At 64.5% G+C, this 20,312-nt stretch carries 19 protein-coding genes; 9 read left to right on the plus strand and 10 right to left on the minus strand.

Features of this window, described 5'->3' with window-relative positions:
- Positions 1-53 precede the first annotated feature (53 nt).
- Both ESZ60_RS14220 and ESZ60_RS14225 read right to left on the minus strand, forming a co-directional pair.
- Positions 54-1,742 (minus strand): relaxase/mobilization nuclease domain-containing protein, encoded by a 1,689-nt coding sequence (locus ESZ60_RS14220; protein ID WP_167620161.1) that lies wholly within the window; start codon positions 1,740-1,742, stop codon positions 54-56.
- Entirely contained in the window at positions 1,735-2,250 is a 516-nt protein-coding gene (locus ESZ60_RS14225; protein ID WP_167620162.1) for a plasmid mobilization relaxosome protein MobC, read from the minus strand. The genes ESZ60_RS14220 and ESZ60_RS14225 overlap by 8 nt, the downstream gene beginning before the upstream one ends.
- A gap of 685 nt (positions 2,251-2,935) precedes the next feature.
- Between ESZ60_RS14225 and ESZ60_RS14230 the strand changes: the two genes are divergently transcribed.
- The 3 genes from ESZ60_RS14230 to ESZ60_RS20800 all read left to right on the plus strand — a co-directional run bounded on the left by ESZ60_RS14230 (position 2,936) and on the right by ESZ60_RS20800 (position 4,610).
- Positions 2,936-3,652 (plus strand): nucleotide-binding protein, encoded by a 717-nt coding sequence (locus ESZ60_RS14230; RefSeq protein WP_134681400.1) that lies wholly within the window; start codon positions 2,936-2,938, stop codon positions 3,650-3,652.
- Positions 3,652-4,320: a hypothetical protein gene (locus ESZ60_RS14235; protein WP_134681401.1), complete on the plus strand. Its 669-nt coding sequence runs from the start codon at positions 3,652-3,654 to the stop codon at positions 4,318-4,320. The genes ESZ60_RS14230 and ESZ60_RS14235 overlap by 1 nt, the downstream gene beginning before the upstream one ends.
- Positions 4,321-4,451: 131 nt before the next feature.
- Positions 4,452-4,610, plus strand: coding sequence for a hypothetical protein (locus tag ESZ60_RS20800; protein WP_167620163.1), 159 nt, complete (start codon positions 4,452-4,454; stop codon positions 4,608-4,610).
- A gap of 218 nt (positions 4,611-4,828) precedes the next feature.
- On the opposite strand, the gene ESZ60_RS14240 is transcribed toward ESZ60_RS20800, so the two are convergent.
- Positions 4,829-5,719: an ArdC family protein gene (locus tag ESZ60_RS14240; RefSeq protein ID WP_134681402.1), complete on the minus strand. Its 891-nt coding sequence runs from the start codon at positions 5,717-5,719 to the stop codon at positions 4,829-4,831.
- A 647-nt stretch (positions 5,720-6,366) separates the two neighbouring features.
- Here ESZ60_RS14240 and ESZ60_RS14245 point away from each other — a divergent pair.
- Positions 6,367-6,615: a hypothetical protein gene (locus ESZ60_RS14245; RefSeq protein ID WP_134681403.1), complete on the plus strand. Its 249-nt coding sequence runs from the start codon at positions 6,367-6,369 to the stop codon at positions 6,613-6,615.
- A gap of 96 nt (positions 6,616-6,711) precedes the next feature.
- Here ESZ60_RS14245 and ESZ60_RS14250 read toward each other — a convergent pair whose 3' ends face one another.
- From ESZ60_RS14250 to ESZ60_RS14265, 4 genes are all read right to left on the minus strand, one after another.
- Entirely contained in the window at positions 6,712-6,972 is a 261-nt protein-coding gene (locus ESZ60_RS14250) for a WGR domain-containing protein (RefSeq protein ID WP_134681404.1), read from the minus strand.
- A 249-nt stretch (positions 6,973-7,221) separates the two neighbouring features.
- Positions 7,222-8,367 (minus strand): hypothetical protein, encoded by a 1,146-nt coding sequence (locus tag ESZ60_RS14255; RefSeq protein WP_134681405.1) that lies wholly within the window; start codon positions 8,365-8,367, stop codon positions 7,222-7,224.
- Positions 8,368-9,261: 894 nt separating this feature from the next.
- The gene (locus ESZ60_RS14260) at positions 9,262-9,846 is read right to left on the minus strand and encodes a hypothetical protein (RefSeq protein WP_134681406.1); all 585 of its coding nucleotides are present in this window, start codon (positions 9,844-9,846) and stop codon (positions 9,262-9,264) included.
- Positions 9,843-10,433 carry a HupE/UreJ family protein gene (locus ESZ60_RS14265; protein ID WP_134681407.1) on the minus strand — a complete coding sequence of 197 codons (591 nt, stop codon included), beginning with the start codon at positions 10,431-10,433 and terminating at the stop codon, positions 9,843-9,845. Before ESZ60_RS14265 ends, ESZ60_RS14260 begins: the two co-directional genes overlap by 4 nt.
- A 278-nt stretch (positions 10,434-10,711) precedes the next feature.
- Between ESZ60_RS14265 and ESZ60_RS14270 the strand changes: the two genes are divergently transcribed.
- The 3 genes from ESZ60_RS14270 (at position 10,712) to ESZ60_RS14280 (ending at position 14,585) form a co-directional block, all read left to right on the plus strand.
- Positions 10,712-12,631: a DUF3604 domain-containing protein gene (locus ESZ60_RS14270; protein WP_134681408.1), complete on the plus strand. Its 1,920-nt coding sequence runs from the start codon at positions 10,712-10,714 to the stop codon at positions 12,629-12,631.
- Between the two features lie 119 nt (positions 12,632-12,750).
- Positions 12,751-13,599, plus strand: a complete 849-nt coding sequence (locus tag ESZ60_RS14275) for a peptidyl-prolyl cis-trans isomerase (RefSeq protein WP_134681409.1) — start codon at positions 12,751-12,753, stop codon at positions 13,597-13,599.
- Positions 13,596-14,585 (plus strand): HupE/UreJ family protein, encoded by a 990-nt coding sequence (locus ESZ60_RS14280; RefSeq protein ID WP_134681410.1) that lies wholly within the window; start codon positions 13,596-13,598, stop codon positions 14,583-14,585. Before ESZ60_RS14275 ends, ESZ60_RS14280 begins: the two co-directional genes overlap by 4 nt.
- A 607-nt stretch (positions 14,586-15,192) precedes the next feature.
- Here the strand turns inward: ESZ60_RS14280 and ESZ60_RS14285 are convergent.
- The 3 genes from ESZ60_RS14285 to ESZ60_RS14295 all read right to left on the minus strand — a co-directional run bounded on the left by ESZ60_RS14285 (position 15,193) and on the right by ESZ60_RS14295 (position 17,954).
- The gene (locus ESZ60_RS14285) at positions 15,193-16,212 is read right to left on the minus strand and encodes a zinc-binding alcohol dehydrogenase family protein (protein ID WP_134681411.1); all 1,020 of its coding nucleotides are present in this window, start codon (positions 16,210-16,212) and stop codon (positions 15,193-15,195) included.
- A gap of 166 nt (positions 16,213-16,378) precedes the next feature.
- On the minus strand, positions 16,379-16,843 hold the full coding sequence (locus tag ESZ60_RS14290) for a nuclear transport factor 2 family protein (RefSeq protein WP_134681412.1): 465 nt from the start codon (positions 16,841-16,843) through the stop codon (positions 16,379-16,381).
- A complete protein-coding gene (locus ESZ60_RS14295; protein WP_134681413.1) occupies positions 16,836-17,954 on the minus strand; it encodes an alkene reductase in 1,119 nt (372 codons plus the stop codon). Before ESZ60_RS14295 ends, ESZ60_RS14290 begins: the two co-directional genes overlap by 8 nt.
- 174 nt (positions 17,955-18,128) lie before the next feature.
- On the opposite strand from ESZ60_RS14295, the gene ESZ60_RS14300 reads away from it, so the two are divergent.
- Positions 18,129-19,055, plus strand: coding sequence for a LysR family transcriptional regulator (locus ESZ60_RS14300; protein WP_134681414.1), 927 nt, complete (start codon positions 18,129-18,131; stop codon positions 19,053-19,055).
- A gap of 264 nt (positions 19,056-19,319) precedes the next feature.
- Complete coding sequence (locus ESZ60_RS14305) at positions 19,320-20,309, plus strand: TIGR03571 family LLM class oxidoreductase (protein WP_134681415.1); 990 nt, start codon at positions 19,320-19,322, stop codon at positions 20,307-20,309.
- The last annotated feature ends 3 nt before the right edge of the window (positions 20,310-20,312 follow it).

A 20,312-nucleotide genomic window follows, 5' to 3' on the forward strand; every position in this document is an offset into this window, starting at 1 on the left:
AAAGAGACCATCCAGAACCGCCGCTTGAACCATCAGCGTCAGGCGGCATAATCTCAAACCGGTGCGCCAGGACCCTCTCGTCCAAAATCAGGCCGCCTGTTCCAAATCATTCGACGACGGACAGCCAAAGCACGATCGTCGCCCTTGGCCAGCCGCGCCATCAGGTCGTCGCCATAGTGCTGGGTCAGATCCTTGGCGAAGCGCCCGGCATGATCAACACTCTGGAAGGCCACCTGCCCGTCCTGTTTCAAGGCGTGGGACATTTGCTGCAGGGTGCGTGACAGGCGATCATTGTCGCGGCGCGGCTCGAAGCTGCGATCCAGCAGTTCGGCGGCCTTGGCATAAAAGCTTTCGACCAAGCCTGCGGCCTCGCCCCGATCCCTCTCGCCGGCGAGATTGAGGCCCCGGCTCTCCGCCACCGCCTGAATATCCCGCCGCACCCAATCGCGCTCTTGCCAGGCATTGGGTGCGCCTTGCCCCATGCGGTCCTGGATTTGGGCCGGATCAAGCCCCGCGGATTTTGCCGCCTCGGCAATCCTCTCGCGGATCTCGGCAATGCCGTCCCTGCCGATCTCGCGGCTGACGCCATCACGGGTCATCGCAGTCTCGCCGATCTGGCTGCGATGCAGGGCCTCGCGCGCCGGGCGCTGCATCAGCGCCGCGCCACGGTCATCACCCAGCTCGCGCGCAACATGGGATGCCGCCGCGTAGAATTCGCGCCGCATCTCGCCCTGCTCGCTTTGCGGCAATTGCCGGATGCCGGTCTCGACCCGGTCGAGCCAGGCATCGTAATAGCGGCCGAGATCGCCGCGGGTCTGAACATCCTGTGCCTGCATGAACTCCTCCGTCGATTGAATGATTCCGCCGCGCGCGAGGATCTGCGCGACGGCCTCGATCTTGCTGGCCAATTCCGCCTCGCGGCTCTGCCGCGCCATCGAGGAAAAGAGCTGCAAGGTGGCGACATTCTCGCGGATCTGCGCCAAAGCATCGCGCACGGCTGGCCCTTGCAGCGGCATTTCCCGGACCTCGCGGCCCTCGCGCAATGCCCGCTCGAGCTCGACCCGCGACGGGCCATAGGTGAGCTTGCCGCGCTCGATGCGCGAGGCGCTGTCGAGGTAAAGCTCCTGCTCGGCGGCGATCTCGACAACGCGCTCCTTCATCGTGATCACGTCAAAGGCATGGCCCTTGGCCATGTAGAACCAGCTGTCGTGCTCCAGCCCGCGATTGTTGATGACGATATGGACATGAGGGTGACTGCGGTCGGTATGCAAAGCCGCGATATAGGCCCATTCATCCGCGACATGCATGCCGCTTTGGAACATTTCCGCCGCCCAGATCTCGGCAACCTGTAGCGCACGATGCGGTGCGACATCGGCCGGAAAGGACAAAAGCAGATGCGTGGTATGGCCATTCTTCGGATCACCCGTCCAGGCATCTTCCCAATCCCCGGCAATGGTCTTGCGCTCCTCGCGGCTCAAGGTGCGGCGCTCCGGATCATGCTCGACCATATTGCCGAAGATCGCACTGGCCTTGGAGAAGAGATAGTCGAACTGATTGCCGAGCTGCTTGCGGCTATGCGTGCCGCCATTATGGATCTTCTTCAGCACGGCGGCATTCGAACCCTGGGCGAGGCGCCAGAGATTATTGGCCCGGCTGGTGAAACGCTGCCGCGCGGATCCGCTGCCGCCGCGCAAATAGCGCAGGCGCAAGTCCTCGAGGACCCCTTCCGTCGCGCTAGCCATCCGCCCGCTCCGAATAATTCCGGAAGAGCCGCACGCCGCGGCGGCGCTGTTCCTCGACCACGGCACTGAGCCAGGTCCGAAGCTTCGGCAGCGTGAGGCGCAACTCATTCAGCACCTGCCATTCGGCGCGAGCGAGATCGACGCGACCGCGATTGGCGGCCAAGGCGATCTGGTTCACGTTGACGCCGATCTTGTGCAGCTCGGATTTGATCTCGCCAAGCTTCGCGGCTTCCTCGGGCGGGAATTCCAGTAGACCGACACTGGCGCGCAGGACCGAACGCAAAGCATCGGAGCGCGATCCCGCCCCCATGCGGGTCTGCAGCTGGGCGAGCGCCTCGAGCTCTTCCGGCGAGAGTCGCACCGTCACCGCCTTGCCCGAGGTCGTGGTCGCGCCAGACTCCCTGATGCGCTGGGTTTTGGCACGCTTGCGCTTGGCGACGTCCGCCCGTGTGGCGGGGGCAGGAGCGCCCTCCTGCCTCAGATACGAGCCCTGCGTGATGGTCGTCACTGCCCCTCCGATCCGGCAGGGCGCGGTTTTGTACACATTCCGCATTTCCTGCCATAGCCCTTTGCTGCCAGATGAGACTCCATGTGTCAACGCAACCGGAGCTTGCGAAGGGCGCGCCGACCGGGAGGCCATCGGTGCGGCGCAAAGGGTCCGTTTGCTTCCATGTCCCAGGCTTCGGGCCAGAGGCCCGGCCGTTTCGGGCGCGGCGCGCCCGGAGGCTGCCCCCTCGGGCAGCCAATGCCGTGAGCCGGTACAGCGGACGGGCAAGCGGGGTCCCAGCCGCCACCCGCCTCCTGTGAGCTAGATGACGCGGCAGTGCGGCTTCACGGCCCAAAACGACGCAACTGTCGAGAGGGAGCAAACAATTTGCCCAGGAACTGGCGATTGAGCGGATGGCGCAGCGTGCAGATGTCTGACACAGGAACCGTGGCGGCCCCCATCGACGCGGCCTCATCGTGCCGCGTCAGGAGATCGCCAGTGCAGAAGACCTCGAAACTATCACGGGGCGTGGTGAGAGTTCGCGGAACGCATTTACCGCATGCCGCGAGAGGGGTTCCGTACCGCGTGTGCCGCTTTCCGCTGATTGCTTCACGCATCTTGTTTCGTGTGTTGTGTATCGCGCTATGCGGGTGTTGTCTTGCGGGAGGTGCATTTGATCCCGCGCGGCGGAACCGGAGGAAACCCGATGCAGAATGGCATTCGTGTCATCACCGCGATGAACCGCAAGGGCGGCTGCGGCAAGACCACGCTGATCATGGGGCTGGCCTCGGCCGCCGCCGAACGCGGCGAGAGCGTGACGATCTTCGACACCGATGAGAGCCGCAGCAGCTGGAAATGGATGGAGCGCGCCAAGGCGCAGGGCCATTGGAATGATCTAGTCCGAGTCGTCCCGACGCTCTCGGCGGCCTTGGTGATCGAGGAGATCAGCGCGATCTTCGCCCAGCCTGATCAGGAGCACCTGATCCTGGTCGACACTTTTGGTGGCGGCTCTGAGGCGCAGGATCATCTCGCGCTGATCTCGCATCTCCTGATCGCGCCCTGCATGCTCTCGGCGAATAATTACGAGGAAAGCCTCGAGACCGGGCTTTGGTATGTCCGGCTCAAATCCCGCGTCGAGGATCCGGGCGAGCTACCACCCTTCCGCGTGCTCCTCAATCGCGTGCCGCTCTCCCGCTCGGCTGCCGAGCACGAGATCTATGAGAAGGTGATCCGCAATATGCCGGTGCTGGGCGAGGTGGTGATGAACCGGGCGATGTATACCCGTCTCGACGGTCAGGGGCTTCTGGGCGAAATCCGCAGGACCACCAAGAACCCCGGCGTCGCCAATCATCTCGGAACGGCCCTGCAGGAAATGGACGAGGTCCTGGCCGAACTCGACCGCACCATCCGGGAGGAGGCGTAATGGCCAAGCTCAAATTGCCGGGTCGGATCTCGGCACCAGATCCCGGCTTCAGCCGGCGGCTGGAGTTTGAAGCTGCAGCTGAGAACTCGCCGCCCACGCCACTGGCAGTACCTTTGCCGCCAACACGCCAAGCCGAAAACACAGTCGTATTGCCCGAGACCGAGACGCCAAGTGGATCCAGCAATGACCCGCAACCGAAAGGAGCGGCCGCAGCAACAGCATCAGCCAAGCGAAAGCGCGCTGCGGCACCGCGCACCGGCACCACCCCTGCCCCGCAACGCGGGTTGCGGGCCTCGGGCGAGGACATGGTAACAATCCGGGTGCTCTATCGCCTGCCCGACGAGTTGGTCGCGCGCGCGGGAGCATGGGCCGAGAAGGCGCGCTGCCCGACCGGCACCGTGCTCCGCCGCGCCATGATCGAGTTGCGCCCCGAGCTTGTCGCGGCACTCGAGGCCGGGATCGATTATCGCAAGATCCCGGCCGAGCGCGCCAAGCAATCGGCGCATCGTTTCGACAGCTCGATCACCATTTCGCAGGATGCCCATGCCCGGCTTTGTACCGAGATCGATCCAGAGGGTCTGGCCGGGTTGACCCCGGCGCTGTCGCGCTGGGTCCGGGCCAAGGTGATCGCGCATCTCGAAAAATTCCTTACCCGGGCGGGATATTGACCGCGCCTCCGAGCAAGGGGCACCCTGCAATATCTGCGTCGAGACGACGTCAACCGCCCTCATCACGGAAGGCGCTGGTCGCTCCGGTCAGCGACCGGGCACCCTCACGCCCGCATACACAAAGGAAACTCATGACCAAATTCAGCGTCGTCCTCGTCATCATGGCGATAAGCGCCTGCTCATCCGGTGGATCGGTCAAAGGCAAAACCCCGTCGGAACTGCGTGCGTCATGCCAGGACGGCCGGACGGCGGCCTGCCGCGCGGTGCGCCAACACGATCAGCTGCTGTAACGGCAAGTGGCAGCCTAAGCGAATGACGCTTTTGATCGGGCGCGAACACGCGATGTCCCCGAAGTCTACCCCAGCGGGTTATTGACCGCGACCGGCTCGTCTCGAACCCGGCGCGGGTGTCGCAGGTGCAAATCCGGCTCAGCCGGATTTTCCGCTTCCCTGCTGGGGCCCGCCGCTGGACGCGGCGGGCGCAGTGTTGGCTAGGAAATCGCGGGCCGCTAGGCGGCCTCGCCTTGGTCGACCGGCTTTGCCGTACCGGCACAAGCGAGCAGGAAATCTGCCGCCTTCTGGGCCTCGGTCGCGGCCTTGAAGATCATCCTCTTGTCGTCCTGCAGGGCGCGCAACCAGCTTTCGACATAGGCGGCCGATTGGCCAAAATCCGGGGTGAGGCCAAGCTGGGCGCAGAGCATGCAATTGCCAATCTCGGCAATCAGCTCCTCGAATGCATAGGCCTTGCGCTCGGCGAAACGGCTGAGCCGGTCAAGGCGCGAGCCGTGGCCGGACCAATGGCAGGCTTCATGGGCAAGCGTCCCGTAGAATCCGGCCGCGTCATGAAAGCTCGAGATCGGCGGCATATGGATGTAATCCGCCTGCGGATCGTAATAGGCCTGCGGCTCGGGGGTGATACGGATCTCGGCCCCGGTCGCGGCGAAGAAAGCCTCAAGGCGCGGATCGGGCTTTGTCCCCAGATCGCGGACAGGCTCCGGAGCCGCGGCATTGAATTCCTCGGGCAAGCCCTCGATCTGATCGGCATTGAAGACGCGGTAGCTCTTCAGATAGGGGACGCGCTTCTCGGCCCCGCTCTCCTCGTCTTCCCGCGCGAGGGTGCCATACTTGACCACGCTGGCGCTTTTCTCGCCCTTACGGACCTGCCCGCCTGCGGCCTCGGCCTGCTTATAGGTGAACCAATAAGCGCTGCCATAGCCCTGCGCCGATGCAGCAAGCCAGAGCATCAGCACATTGATGCCGCGATAGGCCTCGCCATTGGCGCGCAGGGGCATTTGTGCCGCCCTGCCTTCGCCGGTCCAGGGCTTGCGCCATGCCGGGCTGCCCGCCTCAAGGCTGGCAATAATGCTGTCGGTCACCTGCTGATAAAGATCGAATGCCATGTTCGGCCCTCCAATGCTGTCGCGGCGTTGGGCCTCTCGCCCCCTCGTCCGCTTTGGGCGGAGCCTTTCCGTCTGTTCTCTGGAAAACCCCCGTGTTTTCCGGAGGGCAGAGCGGGAAGGGCAAAGCCCTGCCCGTGGCCCCGGCGCGGACGGTCATGGGTCGCGGGATCGGGGTGGTGCGGCCCGCAGCGCGCAAGCGCGAGGACACGGCCCGGGCCGGCGACGACGCGCGCCCCGCGCGGCGCTTGCCCATTGATCCGGCCGCGCCGGGGATGCGAGGCGGACAAATCTGGATTGGAAAGGACCGCGGTGGGGCGGTGAGCCGGGCCCTGCCCGGTCGATCCGCCGCACCGACAATTTCCCGGCTCGGGCCGCGCCTCTGGCGCGGACCTCATTAAATCATTGAAACTTCATCCGATCGCTTCCGCCGCCGAAGCGGCGGGCATTTGATAGAAGATGGCTAACAGGCCCCGCGTTTCAGCCCCTCGCGCAGTGCATAAGCCCGGTGAATTCGGCGCATCAGGCAATTCTTCGCCACGCCCGGACAAGATCCAGCGCAGGAATCCGCCGAGGACTCGCTCGGGTGTGGCCTCCCTGCGCTAACACAACTATCCCGGTCCTCACAGCTATGGAAAGGACATCAAGCGTTGCCGCTCGACAATCAAACCCGTGCCGAAATCCTCACCAGCATCACCAGCGCCGCACAGTCTCTGAGCGAGCTCGACGCCGCGCTGCATGGCCCCGATCTCGCCGATCTGCAGGGCAAGGTGGCGTCGGTCATGGCTTCCGAGATCGTGCTGCTGCGCCAGCTTGCCAGCAAGCTCTTTGACGCGGATCTGCCGCATGATCCGGCCCAGATCGTTGACGCTTTGGCGAAACTGAAAGTCGAAGCCTGAGCCAGACCTGCCGGGGCGGTTAAGCGTTCCTGATCGGATGGGCCGCACGCGGTTTACCCTGCGCCTGCATTCGCGCCAGCATTAACCGCACACTATTCAGGCCTGATAGCCGCGCCTGCGCTTGGCGGCGGCCAGCCGCAGCAGGGCATTGATCGCCTGACCCTCATCCGCATGCGGCTCGCTCAGATGCTGACCCGGCCTGCCGATGCGACCCCATTCCCGCACCAGGCTGGCACCACCGAAAAGATCAGGCTCGACCGAGAGGCGATAGAAGCGCCGCATATTGCGGTCAGGGTCGATCCGACGCAGCACCATCTCGCGCGGAAAGACATCGATCTGATCTTCAAGATCGCGCATCTGGATCCTCGCCTCCACGGAAGGCCAGAATAGCAGCAGCAGGCATTTCTCGCCAAGGGCCTGAAATCGTTCCCTTACATTTTGGGTGCTGGGGTATGCGTGAGCCGCGCGAGCAAAAAAGGCCCCGCAAGATGCGGGGCCAAGGCGCGCTTCACCACGAAGCCAGTTTCCAGCCTCCTTGATTGCGGGGGCGCAGACGCGCCGCCGTGCCAAGAAAGACATGGCGGGGCGCTCGGCCCCGCCGCCTTCTCAGGACATGCCTTCAGGCAGCCAATTGGCGATGCGGCTGGCCTGTTCCTCGGTGACACCAAGCGCCTCGCGCGCGGCGGCCTCAGAAAAGAGGCTCTCGAGTTGCGCCACCTTCTCCGCCTTCTTGAGTTTGTCGAAAGCCACGGCGCTCGGCGCATCTTCCGCAAGATCCAGCATTTCGCGCCAGATTTTCGATAGGTAGGGGCCTGAGACCCGCGAGAAGAAATTCGCGGCATTGGGGGTCCAGATCTCGCGGGTCCGGGGCTGGGTCTCTTTTTCGATCAGCGCGGCGAGCTTGGCATCCCCGCCCTGATATTGCGCGGCGAGAAAACGCGTGAGTTCGCCCCGGATATGTGCTCTGCCCTTCTGGCGGAAGGGGCGAAAGCTTTTGGCGAGATCCCTGCCCTGGATCTCGCGGGCGGGGTGCTCCGAGAGCCGCGGATCGAGTGCATAGCCCTCGGCCCCGGTCGTCGGCCAATTCGGCACCTCGCCCAGAGAAATCCCGAAAGGCTTTTGCCAATGCAGCGCGTGGCTGAGTTGGAAGGCCAGCAGGTCGAGGAGAAGTTCTGGGTCGCGCAGCACCGCATGTTGCCTTGCGCCTTGCACGACGCGGTCGAGATTCTCGCGCAGCTTCTGCGAGATCGGCGATTTCGGGGTGTCCTCAGTGCCATGCTGCGGCGCGGTCAAAAGCCCGGCGGCAATGGCTGCCGCTTTGTCCTCCTTGCGTACCAACCCGGCACAAATCTGCGCCGCGCCGCGCGGATCGACATAGAGGATCAGGCCTGAATGCGCCTTCTGCGCCGCTCTATAGCTGCCCTCGAGGATGGCTTGCAGCGCGGCTAGTTCCTCGCGGCCTGCCGCATCCAGCGCCTCGGCCTCGTCCAGTGCGGTGAGTTCATCAAAGCGCGCCGCATCATCTTCTGAAAGCACGCCCTCCTGCTTGTAGAGCCGCGCGAACTTGCCCTCTTCGATCTGGTAGTAACCGATATAGCTTTCGAAGCTGGTTTCGACCCATTTCCAGCCCGCGCCCCGATGGCGCGCGGCAAGCTCGGCCAGCACCGCGGCAAAGACCGTATCGAGGATCTCGGGATCATCGAGCAGGACAGCGACCTGACAGGAAAGTCGCTTTTGCCTGACACCCCACACTGTCCGTGTCAGGCCCGTGGGTCGGGCTTCGCCCTCCCCCCTCTGTTCCGCCGAAAACATGGTTTTCGCCAGATCAGATTGGCGAGGCCAAGCCCATGGGCGGAAGGCGGGCACCAAGCCCCCCGCTCTCACCACAAAGGAGGACGCTAGTCCGGTTGTCCAGCCCCGTTCAGGAACGACCTCGGGAGTGCAGGTGCGGGGCCGAAGCAGGCCCGCGCGAGACCCCAAGTATCGAGCAAGGGCCTGTGGGCAACCGGACGGGCGGTTGAGTGCGGCCAGACCTTCCCACAAGTCGCCTCGCTATCCTTCGCTGTGTGATGGCGCGTCCAGCTCGTCGACATGCAGGGCCCGTCCCGTCCCCTGGGCCGGGATCGGGCTGGAAAGCTCTGGCCTTTGAGAATTGAGAGAGCCGCGCGGGGCGCGCGTCTCGCATGAGTTCAGGGGACAGGCCGGGGGATCGACGGGCTACGCCCGCTCACCCCCAGCCTGACATGATCCATTTCTTTGTCCGCCCAACAGACCTGCCGCGGAAAGTCAAAAGACAAGCGCCGCCTGCGGCGTCGTCTCCGCCAGGGGCCGTGTCCTCGCGCTGCGCGCTGCGGGCCGCACCACCCCCCCGGCTCCGATCCTTTGACTGTCTGTCGAACGTCGAGCGAAAGCGACTCGAAGCTAGGGTTTTCTGGGTTGTGACAGAGCGCTGTGGCAAGCAATCCCGACCTAACCGCCGAGCATTCCCGACCCAGACCGGACCTTGGACGCGGGACAGACGAAGTTTCACAAAGCGGACGAAGCTGCCCTTTGCGCATGCAGCATAACCCCCTTCCGTTTCAGCTCAGGTCGAACCTTTCTCGTTTCCTCTGGCTCTCATCATGGTCGAAAGCACGGCCTGCCCGCTCAGGCCACACCTTCCGGCAGGGCAGCAGCCATGATGCCAATCGCGACGATCCATGATGCGGCGACCAGCCCCGGCGGGCGTCCCAGCCGTGCTTGCAGGCTGTCCAACAACCCCCAGACCAACAGGACCACCAGCAATATCCCCAGAATACTGCCCCAGATCGCGCGGACTGTCGTCCTTGGATCACTTGCAAATCCGGGAGCAAAGCTTGCGATTACGGCGATTGCCACGGTGACGCAAAGCAAAACTGGCAGCCAGACGCGCCCGCTGGACAGCGCCAGCACACCCAGCGCCGCGACGCCCAATCCCACCCAGCGCAGTTTGAGTTCGGGGAAAGCGATGGTCATACTGAGCCAACTTGCGGCCAAGGTGGCGATGATCAGGGCCAAATAGGCCCATTGCACATTTTCACGAGGCTGGCAGGCCAGAACGATGGCAAGACCCGCTAAAAGCAGGCCCTGCGCAGGATCGGCCAAGGGATGCAGCAGACTTTGGTAAAAAGCCCCGAGATCTCCGAAGGCGTCATGCGCTCGCGCGCTGCCGGGGATCAGTAGTGCCCCAAGAAGCGCGGCGGATTTTCTCATATCGCGCCGGTCAAGAAGCCGAGGCCCGCCAGGGCGATCAGCCCTCCCATGCCGCGCACGGCAAGCTGGCCCGGCTTGCTGTAGGTCAGAAGCCCCAGCGATATCCCGACCAGATGCAGAAGCCCGGTGCCGATGACAAAGCCCGCCGCATAGGCCAGAGGGTTCGCGGCCTCAGGCATCTCGGCCCCATGCGCATGGCCGTGGAAGATCGCGAAAAAGGCCACGATGATCGCGGCAACTGTCAAGGGCGGCCGCGCCGCCAGCAGGACCGCCAGCCCGATCACCAGTGCCGAGGCGGCGATGCCGGTCTCGATCCCCGGCAGCGGCACGCCCGATGCCCCCATCGCGCCGCCAAGCGCCATGACCAGCGGGAATGTGACGGGCAGCAGCCAGATCGCCGGCGCGCCCAGGAATGCGCCCCAAAGTCCGACCGCGACCATGGCCGCGACATGGTCCCAGCCAAGGATCGGATGCATGAAGCCGGTGATGAAGCCGCCGCCAGCGGCCTCTCCGGTATGGGCGAGAGCGGGGGATCCCGCCAGCAATGCGGCGAGCAGCGCGAAGGGGATGGTGCGTAACAGCGTCATGTTGTGAAGCGCTCCGAATAAGAAAATCAGACGGGCAATGACGCAATGGGCCTGCTGCCCGCGCCACCTTCTGCGGGGCCCACAATATCAGCGGATTCGCACGGGGCTAGGCGGCTCGACCCGGAATGTTCTCCACAAGATGCAGGTGGGCCACGCCGCGGCGCGGCAGGCAATATGGAGTCATGCCCCGTTTTTTGTTGCTTGCGTCCGACTAGGCATCGGGCCTTACTACGACTCACGCGCATGACTTCACGCCTTCCCATCCGAAAGGTCACTTCATGACTCGTCGCTTTGCCCTTCTGGCGCTTTCCACGACATTCCTCGCCACCCCTTTGGCGGCGCAGGTCAATACCGATGCCGGCACGATCAACCCCGAGATGGTCGAGCGCTTTTTCAACCAGCCCGGTTACTCGCCCTATGCGGGCCGCAAATTCGCGACCGAGCCGCTTTGGGGCGAAATTCACCTGCATACGAGCTGGTCGGGCGACGCCTTCGCCAGCGGCACGCGGGTCGGCCCGGACGAGGCGCTGCATTACGCCAAAGGCGAGACGGTCAAATCCAGCACCGGCCAGCCGGTGCGCCTGTCGCGACCCTATGATTTTCTGATGGTCGCGGACCATTCCGACGCCTTGGGCATGGTCGCCAGCGTCTATGAGGGCGATGCCGCGATGATGCAGGACCCGGTCCTGAAACGCTGGCATGACGGGATGCAAAAAGGCGGCGCGGATGCCAGCGCCGTGATGATGGAGATGATCGCCTTTCAGAGCGAGGGCAAGATCCCCAAGGCCATGACCGACCCCAAGGCCCAGTTGGACATGTGGCAGAAGATGACCGAGATCGTCGAAAGCCATAACGATCCGGGCAAGTTCACCGCGCTGATCGGCTATGAATGGACCTCGAATTACGGCGGCGGCAACAACCTGCACCGCAATGTGGTCTATCGCGACGGCAAGGACAAAGCCGATATGATGGCCCCCTTGACCACTTTCGAGACCGAGCTTCCGAACGAGTTCTGGAACTGGTTGCAATCCTATGAGGACAAGACCGGTGGCAAGGTTCTGGCCGTGCCGCATAACGGCAACCTGTCGAACGGGCTGATGTTTGCGACCGAAACCCCCGACGGCAAGCCCATCGACGCCAAATGGGCCGAAACCCGCGCCCGCTGGGAAGTGCTTTACGAAATTAGTCAGGGCAAGGGCACGTCGGAACAGCATCCCTCGCTGGCCCCCAGCGATGAATTCGCCGATTTCGAGATCTGGGACGCGGGCAACCTGAACGTCGTGCCCAAAGAGCCGGGCATGATCAACTACGAATATGCCCGCGAGGCGCTCAAGCGCGGGCTGAAGCTGGAAAGCGAATTCGGCACCAACCCCTTCAAATTCGGCCTTGTCGGCTCAACCGATGCGCATACCGGCATTTCCTCGACCGAGGAGAACAACTTCTGGGGCAAATTCGCCGCCAGCGAGCCGGGGCCGGAACGCTCGACCGGCAATGCCTTCGATTTCGAGGGGCGCACGGTCAAGGATTGGAAGCTGGGGGCCTCGGGTCTAACGGGGGTCTGGGCGCCGGAAAATACCCGCGCCTCGATCTGGGACACGATGATGCGCAAAGAGGTCTATGGCACGACCGGCACCCGCATCACCCTGCGCTTTTTCGGCGGCTGGGACTTCCTGCCTGAAGATGCGGTCAGCCGAACCCCGGCCAATATCGGCTATGGCAAGGGCGTGCCGATGGGCAGCGATCTGATGCCGCCGCCCGAAGGCAAGACCGCGCCTACCTTCCTTGTCGGGGCCATGAAAGACCCCTATTCGGGCAATCTGGACCGCATCCAGATCGTCAAGGGCTGGCTGGATGCCAACGGCGAGATGCAAGAAAAAATCTTCGACGCCGTTTGGTCGGGCGACCGCAAGCCCGACGCCAATGGCAAGCTGCCCTCGATCGGCAGCACCGTGGACGTGGCCAAGGCCAGCTTCACCAATACGATCGGTTCGCCGGAACTCATCAGCGTCTGGACCGATCCCGAATTCGATCCCGCGCTCAAGTCCTTCTATTATGCGCGGGTGATCGAAATTCCGACGCCGCGCTGGACGGCCTATGACGCGGCCTATTTCAAGGACGCGAAATTCGCCGATGACGTGCCGATGACCGTGACCGAGCGGGCCTATAGCTCGCCGATCTGGTATGGCCCGGCCAAGTAAGGAATGAACCGCCTTTGCTGAAAACGCCGCCCCCCGACCGCCGATCTGACGCGATAGCCGGGGGGCTTTTTCATGTCTGTTGATCCCATGGACATGCGGGACGGAACGAAAGTCTGACGATGCCGAGTCCCAAGCTTCGGGCTGTCCTTGCCTCGCCTTTGCTGCATTTCTTCGTGCTGGGCGGCTTGGTCTTTGCCTATTTCAACCTGCTCAATCCGCCCTCGTCGCGCGGTCCACGCGACGATGAATTGCAGCTTTCCGCGACCGAGGCCCAGCGGCTGATGGTGGATTTCATGTCCACCCGACACCGCGCCCCGAACCCCGATGAGCTGCATAACATGATCCGCGACTGGGCCGTCGAAGAGGCCTCGGTCCGCGAGGCCATCGCGCTTGGGCTGGACAAGGGCGACACGATGATCCGCAACCGGCTGCGCAACAAGGTCGAGTTTCTGGCCGAGGCCCCCGCCGCCGCCCTGACCCCCGACGATGCGACTCTGACCAGCTATTATCAGGCCAATGCCCGGCGCTACAGCGAGGACGGGGTGCTCAGCTTCACGCAGGTTCTGCTGCCCGACGGGGCCGGGCCGGAACGGGTTCAGGCGGTCAGGGCAGATCTGCAAAAGGGGACCGATCCCGCCAGCCTCAGCAATTCCGCGCTGCTGCCGCCGCAGGTCGATGCCATGCCGATCCCCACCGTCGAGCGCATCTTTGGCAAGGACTTCGGCGAGACGGTGACCGCTCTGCCGCTGGAACAATGGTCCGGCCCGGTGCAAAGCGGCTTTGGCTTTCATCTCGTCCGGCTCAAAATGCACCGCGACGGCACCCTGCCGCCGCTTGCCGAGGTCCGCGACCGCGTCCTGACCGAATGGCGCGCCGATGAGGCTCGCAAGCTGCGCGAGACCTATATCCAGAACCTGCTTTCCCGCTACAAGCTTAACCTGCCGAGTTTCGAGGACGAGGTGAAATGAAGGTCCTGCTGCTGGTCCTTCTGGCGATCTTGCAGCCCTTTGCGGCCATCGCCCATGCCCTCGACCCCGGCTATCTGGAACTCTCGGCAATGGACGAAGTGCGTTGGCGCGTCACTTGGCGGATGCCTGATGTGGGCGGCAATCCGATGCCTATCCGGCCCGCTTTGCCCGCGAATTGCGAAACCGGCGAGCCGCCCGAACCGCATTTCGACGGTCGCGGCTGGAGCATGGTCTATATCGCCACCTGTCCCGGCGGGATTGCCGGGGGCGAGATCCGCATCAAAGGCTTGGAAAACACCCGCACCGATACGCTGGTTCGCTATGAGGCCAAGCCCGGACAGGCCGTGACCGAACGCCTGACCGCCAACAATCCGGCTTTCACAGTCCCCGAGAATGCCGGTCCGATGAAGGTCCTCACCAGCTATGTCGCGCTGGGAGTGACGCATATCCTTGAGGGCGTCGATCACTTGCTGTTCGTGCTGACGCTGCTGCTGCTGGTCAATGACCGGAGGCGGCTATTCTGGGCGGTGACGGCCTTCACGCTAGCGCATAGCATTACGCTGGCCTCGGCGACGCTGGGCTGGTTTACCCTGCCTTCCGCCCCGGTCGAGGTGGTGATAGCTCTGTCCATCGTCTTTCTCGCGTATGAGTTGGCCTTGCCCCCCGAGCAACGCGATCCGGTCGCGACGCGCTTTCCGGCAGTGATCTCATTCGGCTTTGGCCTGATTCACGGGCTGGGCTTTGCCGGTGCGCTGCTGGAAATCGGCCTGCCGCAAAGCGACGTGCCTCTGGCCCTATTCGCCTTCAACCTCGGGGTTGAGTTGGGACAGCTCCTGTTCATCGCCGCCGTCTTGATCATCGGCCTATTTGCGAAACGTCTTCTGCCGATGGCACTGGCAAAGGGCCGGTGGGACACCCGCTTCGCCAGCTACGCCATCGGCTGCACCGCCGCCTTCTGGGTGATCGAACGCATTGGTGCGTTCTGATCCTCCGCCGATGGTCTGCCTCTTGGTTTCCATGACGCAATCGAAATCATGCAAGTTTCGCTGCGCGCTGATCGAATGTCAGCGATGGGCTCACTACCGACCTTCGCCGCGCACGGCGTAGAGGTCAGCAAAGCGGACCTTCCTGCCGTTCGCTGCGACCGCAGCCCACCACAGGTTGAGCGTCAGCAATGCGCATGAAGTGGACCTGGCCCCCTAAAACATTCTCATTCTATGACCGGTATCAGCCCTCCACGTCATAGGTCTTCCACGTCAGCGAGCCATACTGGAGCGGCAATGGTGTTCAAATGGAGCAGAAGACGTCACCTCTTTCTGGACAGAGCTTGGCCTGCGGCAACTCTTACGGCCAGACATTCGACCCGTCGTGGCATCATGTCACGCGGCCCCGATGCACCGGCTAATGGAGCGCCGTAGCCTGCGCCACCAGAACTCGCGTCGAGCGTCTTGTTAGAGCCGACGCCGCCCGAAGCGGACGGCACCCGTTCCTCAGGCCATACGGGGAAAGCGCCCGTGCTTACCTTACGGCAGAATATCCAGCGCCCGCGATCAAGGCGGAGGTCGGGCGCTGCCCGGCCCTCCGCCGTCGGCTTCAGTCGGGCCAACCCTCCACGACGACCTTGCCACGCATCGTCCCGCTCTCGACCTGAGCATGCGCCTTGGACAGTGTCCTGGCATCCATTGGGGACAGCCGCTCGGTCAGTGTCGTGCGCACCGCGCCCGCGTCGATCAGCCGTGCAACTTCGTCCAGCAGTACCTTCTGCTCGCCCATGTCCGGGGTCTGGTGCAGGGGGCGGGCGAACATCAGTTCCCAGTGGATCGAGACGGCCTTGCCCTGGAAAGGCCGCACGTCCAGCGGCGTGTGTTCGTCGATCAGGGCAAAGCGGCCCTGGGGCGCGATCAGCTCGGCCACGTCTGGGATGTGCTGATCACTATGGGTGGTGGAAAAGACGAAGGACGGCGCGCCTAGATCCAGCGCGGCGATCTGCGGCGCCATCGGACGGCTGTGGTCGATGACGTGATGCGCCCCCATGTCGCGGGCCCATTGCGCCGTTTCGGAGCGCGACGCCGTGGCGATGACGGTCAGCTCGGTGCAGGCGCGCAGCAACTGGATCGCGATCGAGCCTACGCCGCCCGCGCCGCCGACGATCAGCACAGCAGGTGCCCCGCCGGGCACCGGGCGCGTGACCTCCAGCCGGTCAAAGAGCGCCTCCCAGGCGGTGATCGTGGTCAGGGGCAAAGCAGCCGCCTCGGCCCAGTCCAGCGTCCGGGGCTTGTGTCCCACGATACGTTCATCCACGCAATGCAACTGGGCGTTGGTACCGGTCCGCGCGATGGAGCCCGCGTAGTAGACGGCATCCCCGGGCGCGTAGCCGGTCACGCCGGCGCCGACCGCGCGCACGATGCCGGCCGCGTCCCATCCCAGCACCTTGTGCTGCCCGGTCTCGGGCGCGGCGCTGGCTCTGACCTTGGTGTCGACCGGATTGACCGACACAGCCTTCACCTCGACCAGCAGGTCCCGCTCGCCGGGGGTCGGCTCGGGCAGGTCGATGTCGACAAGGGCGTCGTCCGCCGTGATCGGACCCGCCTTGGTGTAACCTATGGCACGCATTGTCTTTCTCTCTTGAATTGAGCAGCGAATGTGCGGGGGCCGGTGCAAGTCCGGCCCCCGCGACGAAGGGGGACAGAGGGTCTGGCACCCCCGGGGCTTATACCCGCGCCGACCGCGCCTTGCGCCAAGGGCGGCCGGGGGAAACAGGCGGAAACCGGCGGTGGCTTCAGGCCTCTGCCGCGTCGTCGTTCGGCCAGAGCACGTCCAGCTCGGACCGGCTGATGCGCCATTCGCCATCCACGCGCACATAGTCGTCCACGTACCGCCCCAACAGCAGGAAGGGATGCTGCGCACCCGGACGGTCGGTCACGAAATCGAGCAGGTAGCAGCTGCCGGTGGCCGTGTCCGGGCCGGTCAGGGTGATCTCGTGGTTGGCAATGGCGTGGACGAACGGGAAATGCTCGGCCTTGCGAGTGTCGAAGCTCTGGTAGGCATCGCGCAGGCTGGTCTTGATCTCGTCGAGGCCCTTCATGGCACCGACGGTCACGATCACTTCGGCGTCTTCGGTGAACACCTCGCCCATGCGGTCAGCCGCGTTGCCGTCCAGCAGCGCGCTGTAGTGCAGGCGCAGGGCGCGAATGTCTTCGCGGTCGAGCATCGCGGTGATGCGGCTCTCTCGGGTGTCAGTCATCGGTCTTGTCCTTCTCTTCGTCCCAAGTGGGGAAATCGGTGTAACCGGCAGCGCCATTGCCGCCATAGAATGCCTCCCGCGAGGGCGTGTTGATCGGCCAGCCGTTCTGCATCCGCTCGACAAGGTCGGGGTTGGCGATGAAGGGCTTGCCGAAGGCGATGAGGTCCAGCGCGCCGTCCTTCAGCGCCTGTTCCCCGGTCTCTTGGGTGAAGCCGCCCGCAGCGATCAGCGTGCCGGTGAAGGTCTTGCAGAACTGCGATGGGAAGCCTGCGGGCATCGCCTCGCCACCGATGGTCAGCTGGTCGCTGAGGTGGACATAGGCGGGCTGGCGTGCCTCCAGCGCCTCGGCCAGGGCCAGCCAAGTGTCGGCCTCGCCCTCGTAGCCTTGCATGCCCGACAGGCGACCAAAGGGCGAAATACGCACGCCCACGCGGTTCATGCCGATCTCGGCTGCGACGGCATCAATCGTTTCCAGCAGGAAGCGCATCCGGTTTTCGATGCTGCCTCCGTAGCGGTCTGTGCGCTGGTTGGAATTGGCGTTCAGGAACTGCTCGAAGAGGTAGCTGTTGGCGCCGTGGATCTCGACCCCGTCAAAGCCCGCACGGATGGCGCGCTGCGCCGCCGCGACGAAGTCTGCGGTGACGCGGGCGACTTCCTCGGTTTCCAGCGCGCGGGGCGTCGAGGCAGGCTGCTGCCCCGGCTGGCCATCCGGCCCGATGGCGAAGGAGAACGCGCCCTCGCCGCGCTGTGCGCTGGCCGAAACCGGCGCGGCACCACCCGGTTGCAGGGACGTGTGCGAGACGCGGCCCACATGCCACAGCTGGACAAAGATGCGCCCGCCGCGATCATGCACCGCCTTGGTGACCTTGGCCCATGCGGCCTCGTGATCGTCGGTGTAGATGCCGGGGGTATAGAGATAGCCGTTGCCTTCCTGACTGATCGGCGCGCCCTCGGTGATCAGCAGCCCGGCGCTGGCGCGTTGAGCGTAGTAGAGCGCGGTCTGCGAGTCAGGGGCGCCGGTCGCGGCGCGGGACCGGGTCATCGGGGCCATGACGGTGCGGTTCGGCAGGGGCAGCCCCGCGAGGTCGTATGGCGAGAAGAGGTGCGACATGGGTGAGTCCTCGAAGGAGTATAAGCAGTTGGCAGGAAGACTGCTGCGCCCTGATTTCATGGCCAGCGGCTGCTCAGGGGCTTGGGGGCCTTCCTTTCTGACCGCCAATCTATTGATCCTGTCGTGGAATATAATATGGTCGCCGTTCCAGTCATTCCGTCCCAAGGTTCCGCAATGCCTGAGCACGATGATCCCTTCTCCGGCGCGCGCGAGTTCGTCGAAACCATACGCAACGGCTCCTTCACCGCGGCCGGTGCGCGGCTTGGGCTGACCGGCTCTGCCGTGGGCAAAAGCGTCAGCCGTCTCGAGGCGCGGCTTGGCACGAAGCTGCTACACCGGACCACCCGCCGGCTGTCGCTGACGCCGGAGGGGCAGCGATACTTCGATGGCTGGGTGGCGATCCTGAGCGATGTTCAGGGGCTGGAGCATTCGGTGACCGAGGGCAGCGGGCAGGTGTCGGGGCGGCTGAGCATCCATCTGCCGGCGGCCTTCGGGCGGCGTCACGTGATGCCGGTGCTGACCCGGCTGGCGGACGAGCACCCGGCGCTCGACCTTGCCGTCAGCTTTACCGAACGGCGGGTGAACCTGATCGACGAAGGGGTGGACCTTGTCGTGCGGATCGGCGCGCTGAGCGACGATGCCGATCTGGTCGCCCGCAGGCTGGGCCGTCAGCGACTGGTCATCTGCGCCAGCCCCGCCTATCTCACCAAGCATGGCACCCCGGCCACCCCGGCGGCCCTGACCGAGCATGACTGCATCATCGGCAGTCGTCGGGACGGTGTGCCGCCCTCGTGGCTTCTGCGCCAGCCGGACGGGTCCGTCATCACGCAAACCATCCGCGCCCGGCACGAATTCAGCGACGGCGATGCCATGCTGGAGGCGACGCTTGCTGGGGCGGGCCTGTCGCAGCTGCCGACGTGGCTGGTGAGTGACGCACTGGCGTCAGGGGAGCTGGTCACGGTGCTGGACGATGCCTCCGGCGCCGAAATGCCGATCCACGCGGTCTGGCCACGCTCGCGCTACCTCAAGCCCGGCCAGCGTGCGCTCATCGACGCGCTGGTTGCCGACGCGGCCAATGAAGAGGCCGGCTACTGGCTCTAACAGCGCTGCGCCTTGCGTGAAGACGCCCCGCCGGTGCCGCAAAAGCCTTCGTTCAACCGGTGGCTGACCTGACGGGGCCTGCATCTGGCGGGGTCTGCGCCCTACAATTGCGGAACCATAGGATCGACTGATCGGAAAAACCTCGGGGTTATGGATTTCTGAGGCGGGAATATGTTCGGGCTCAACGCAACACCGTTGGGCGGCCGTCTCAGGCAAGACCGCTGCAACGACCCGCCCACGCCAAGACCAGCAAGGACCGATCCCGTGCCCCGACACCCCCGCTTCGATCCTTTGCAGGAGGATCAAGGGCCCGATCCCCTCGATGCCGTTTTCGGCGCGCAAGGTATGACGGTCGGCCTGATTACGCCGCTCGAAGCCTATGCCGAAAGCCCCGTGCCGACGCTGGAAGGCCACGCCGCCGCCGCGCGGCGCGCCGAAGAGGCGGGGTTTGCCAGCATCTGGCTGCGCGACGTGCCCTTCTTCGATCCGAAGTTCGGCGATGCGGCGCAGATCATGGACCCGCTGGTCTACGCCGGGTTTCTTGCCGCGCAGACGCGGAGGATCACCATAGGCACCGCAGGCATCGTGCTGCCGCTGCGCGAGCCGATCGCAGTGGCGAAACAGTCCGCCACCATCGACATGCTGACGCAGGGCCGGTTCATCCTCGGCCTGTCGTCGGGCGACCGTCCGACGGAGTACCCGGCCTTCGGCGTCCGTTTCGACAGGCGCGCCGACCGGTTCCGCGAGGCGTTTAGGCTGATCCGCAAACTTCACGGCGAGGCCTTCCCGCGCGGCAAAACCCAAGGTTTCGGGACGCTGTCGGGGGATCTCGACCTGCTGCCCAAACCGAAAGAGGGCCGACTGCCGATGATCGCGGTCGGACGCGCCGGGCAGACGGTGCCTTGGATCGCGAAGAACGCCGATGCCTGGATCTGGACGGTGGATGATCCGAAATCGGTCGCGAAGATCCTGAACGATCTGAAGGCAGCCTCCGGCAAGCGGCGCCCGCCGCCCTATGGCTATTCGACCTTCCTCGACCTCGACCGAAACCCCGATGCTCCGGCGCGGCGCGACCACAATGTGCTTCGCATCGGGCGCAAGGCGTTGCTGGCGCGGTTGCAGCAGCAGGCCGCGCAGGGCGTGAAACATGTGGCGTTCAACCTGCGCCCGTCGCGGCGCCCTGCCGAACGCATCATCGACGAAATGGGCGCGCACATCCTGCCTGCGCTTGCCCGTCTTTCCCGCAAAAGGTGACAA

This window comes from Paracoccus ravus (assembly GCF_004522175.1).
Lineage (GTDB): Bacteria > Pseudomonadota > Alphaproteobacteria > Rhodobacterales > Rhodobacteraceae > Paracoccus > Paracoccus ravus.